4 protein-coding genes are annotated in these 3,597 nt (G+C 65.8%); 3 read left to right on the top strand and 1 reads right to left on the bottom strand.

Annotated features, from left to right (window positions below):
• Positions 1 to 147 precede the first annotated feature (147 nt).
• The 3 genes from RT424_RS22130 (at position 148) to moaB (ending at position 3,353) form a co-directional block, all read left to right on the top strand.
• Complete coding sequence (locus tag RT424_RS22130) at positions 148 to 939, top strand: uracil-DNA glycosylase family protein (RefSeq protein ID WP_313442642.1); 792 nt, start codon at positions 148 to 150, stop codon at positions 937 to 939.
• A 64-nt stretch (positions 940 to 1,003) separates the two neighbouring features.
• Positions 1,004 to 2,836, top strand: a complete 1,833-nt coding sequence (locus tag RT424_RS22125; RefSeq protein ID WP_313442640.1) for a lytic transglycosylase domain-containing protein — start codon at positions 1,004 to 1,006, stop codon at positions 2,834 to 2,836.
• A complete protein-coding gene (moaB, locus tag RT424_RS22120; protein ID WP_313442638.1) occupies positions 2,826 to 3,353 on the top strand; it encodes a molybdenum cofactor biosynthesis protein B in 528 nt (175 codons plus the stop codon). The genes RT424_RS22125 and moaB overlap by 11 nt, the downstream gene beginning before the upstream one ends.
• Positions 3,354 to 3,364: 11 nt before the next feature.
• Here the strand turns inward: moaB and RT424_RS22115 are convergent.
• On the bottom strand, positions 3,365 to 3,597 hold a 233-nt coding region (locus tag RT424_RS22115; protein WP_313442636.1), incomplete at its 5' end, for an arylamine N-acetyltransferase.

The raw sequence follows: 3,597 nt of genomic DNA, 5'->3' as shown, positions 1-3,597 counted from the left end.
CAGGCCCGCCGCCCACGATGACGACGTCGTAAGGCATCTCTTCGCGTTCAATCATTGCGTCCACTGAGCAGGCCCCTAATTTAGTCGCTCGATTAATTTCCTCGAATTGCCTTGATTGGTGGAAGGCAAGAGGTCAAGACCCAGCCGATGGATCAGGTCCCAAATCGGCAAATTCTGGACGATATCACAGGTGCGCTGGACTGGTGGCGCGAAGCCGGGGTCGATTTCGATTTCCTGGACGCGCCGCGCCAATGGATCGTGCCTGCCAATGAGCAGGACGAAAACGGCGAGCGACTGCCGCCGCGCCGCCGCCCTCCGGTGCAGGAAAACGCGCCTCCGCCGATGCCGACACGCATCGATCCCACGCTGTTGCCAGCCGAACTCGCCGCCTTCCGGGAATGGTGGCTGCGCGAATCGCTGCTGGATGACGGCGGCGTCGCCGGACGCGTCGCGCCGATGGGGCCGCCCGGGGCGAAGCTGATGATCCTGGTGGAAACGCCGGAGGCGCAGGATAGCGCCGTCCTGCTGAGCGGCCCGCAAGGCAAGCTGCTCGATGCCATGCTCGCCGCGTTCGGCCTCGGCCGCGACGAAATTTACCTGGCCAGCGCCCTGCCGCGCCACGATCCGCTGCCGGATTGGCGCGCCGCAGGGAATCGCGGAATCGGTGACGCGCTCGCTCGCCACGTTAACCTTGTCTCGCCGCAGCGGCTCATGGTGCTTGGCGGAAACGTCCTGTCGCTCATCGGCCACGAATTGCCGCAACGCGCTGCCGTTTTAAGACAATTTCAGCATGAAGGGTGTGTTATACCGCTTCTGGCCGGGTGGGGCCTCGCCGCGCTGACGCAACAACCGCGCGCAAAGGCGAGCTTCTGGAATGCCTGGCTGGAGTGGACAAAGTCCGAAACGGACACAACGAAATTAACCGAGCCGGGAGCTTAAAGGTTCCTAGGAGAAGTCCCGAACGGACCGACCCACCCGGCACAACGGTCGCACGATGCGGGGAATGAATTTGAAACGATCCGGCAGGGAGAAATTCCGCAAGGGAGCATGGCGCGACGGTGCATGGCGCACTGGCGCTGCCCTTGCCGTTCTCACCGTCCTTTCCGCTGCGGGCGCAAGCCCGGCCTTGGCCAACAGCGCCGCCGTGGAATATTTCCGCACGCGTGCAGACAATACCGCGGTCCCCTCGCTGCTGAGCCAGGATGATCGCGCCTACTACAAGCAGGCGTTCGACGCGGTCGACGCCAAGGACTGGTCCACCGTGCAGCGCATGCTGACGGATCGCAGCGACGGCCCGCTTCACCAGCAGCTTCGCGCCGCCTATTATCTGGCAGCGGGCTCCCCCAAGATCGAGCTTCCCGCGCTGGAATCCTGGCTTGCCCAGGGCACCAGCCTGCCGGGCGCCGATCAGATCAGCCGGCTTGCCCTCAGGCGCGGGGCCAGCACCGTCCCCTCGCTTCCCGCCGAGCAGCAGTTCGCGCGCCTGCCCACCATGGCGAAGCGCGTGCGCCCGTCCTCGCTGGACGACGGGACGATGCCGGCGATGATCGCCAACGGCATCAACGATCGGATCAAGGCCGACGATCCCACCGGCGCCAGAGTGCTGCTTGACGGCATCGACGCGGGGCTCAGCTCTTCGGCGCGGGCCGAGTGGCGCCAGAAAGTGGCCTGGAGCTTCTACATCGAGAACCAGGACGCGCAGGCCTATCAGCTGGCGCAGCTTGCCGCCATGGGTACCGGGCCCTGGGTCGGGGAAGCGTGGTGGACCGCAGGCCTTGCCGCATGGCGCCTGGGCGACTGCGACGGCGCGGTGGAGGCATTCGACAAGACCGCCAAGTCCTCCGAGAATGCGGAACTGACCAGCGCCGCACATTACTGGCGCAGCCGCGCGCTCGTGCGCTGCCGCAAGCCCGAGCAGGCCTCGGCGGCTCTGCGCCTTGCCGCCGCGCGGGACGAAACGCTCTATGGCATGCTCGCCGCCGAGCAGCTCGGCATGAAGCTGCCCGAACAGCACGCCGCCGCCGATTTCACGCAGAACGACTGGCAGTTACTGCGTTCCAACAGCAATATCCGCACGGCCGTGGAACTGGCCGAGATCGGCAAGGACAGCCTCGCGGACGAAGTGCTGCGCCATCAGGCCCGTATCGGGACGGCAGACCAGTACGCCTCGATCACGCGGCTCGCGCGCGATCTGGGCCTGCCCTCCACCCAGCTCTGGATGGCCTACAACGCACCCTTCGGCGGCAAGCCCGAGCCCGCCAGCCGCTTCCCTACGCCCAAGTGGACGCCGATCGGCGGCTGGAAGGTGGACCCGGCGCTAGTCTATGCCCACGCGCTTCAGGAATCGATCTTCCAGACCGGCGTCGTCAGCCCGGCGGGGGCACGCGGACTGATGCAGATCATGCCTGCCGCCGCGCGCGATCATGCCGGGTCGCTGGGCTATTCGGGCAATGCCTCGGATCTCAACAAGCCCGAAGTGAACCTCGCCTTCGGCCAGCGCCATCTCGAAACGCTGAAGAACGATTCCGGCACCCAGGGCCTGCTGCCCAAGGTCATGGCCGCCTACAACGCCGGGCCGCTGCCGGTGCGCCGCTGGAACACCGAAGTGAACTGTCAGGGCGACCCATTGCTGTGGATGGAATCGCTGCCCTACTGGGAAACCCGCGGCTACGTGAACATCGTGCTGCGCAATTACTGGATGTACGAGCGGCAGGCCGGTGGCCAGTCCGAAAGCCGCATGGCGCTCGCCCAGGACATGTGGCCGACTTTCCCCGGACTCGCGGGCTCGCAAGCCGTCCGCATGGCAGCGAACGGAGCTATCCTGCGTGGCCGTTGATCCCGAACGCGTCTTCAAGCCCATCCAGATCGCCGTCCTGACCGTCTCCGACACGCGCGGCCCCGATACCGACACCTCGGGTGACATCCTCGTCCAGCGCATCCGCGACGCCGGTCACAATCTGACCGATCGCGCGATCGAAAAGGACGATGCGGACGTGATCGCGGCAAGGCTGAACGCCTGGATCGACGATCCGAACGTGGACGCGATCGTTTCCACCGGCGGCACGGGTCTTACCGGACGTGATGTCACGCCGGAAGCGATCGACCGCGTGAAGGAGCGCGACATACCGGGGTTTGGAGAGCTGTTCCGGTGGCTGTCCTACAAGACCATCGGCACGTCGACCGTCCAGTCCCGCGCTTGCGCCGCCGTCTCGCGCGGCACTTATATCTTCGCGCTGCCGGGCTCGAACGGCGCGGTGAAGGACGGCTGGGACGGCATCCTTGCCGAGCAACTCGACAGCCGCAACCGGCCCTGCAATTTCGTGGAACTGATGCCGAGGCTTCGCGAGAAGTAAGGGACAGCCGATCAGCGGAAGATCGGAAGTCTCGCCGCCTCTGCCACCCCCAGCGTGATGCCGAACGTCTCGTTCAGAAGCTCCGCATAGGCCGCGGGAGATTCGACCTGCCGCACCTCGCTTGCGCCGTTCCGGCTGAGCGTGAACTGCCGATCGCTCAGCGAGGCGAAGCCGTCCTCCTGTACCACGCTGGCGATGCAGAGCGTCGTGAAACGCGTGTCCGGCCGTGTCGACGTCCAGTGAT

It is taken from the genome of Novosphingobium sp. (assembly GCF_032093395.1).
Lineage (GTDB): Bacteria > Pseudomonadota > Alphaproteobacteria > Sphingomonadales > Sphingomonadaceae > Novosphingobium.
This window is presented reverse-complemented; position numbering and strand designations above follow the sequence as displayed.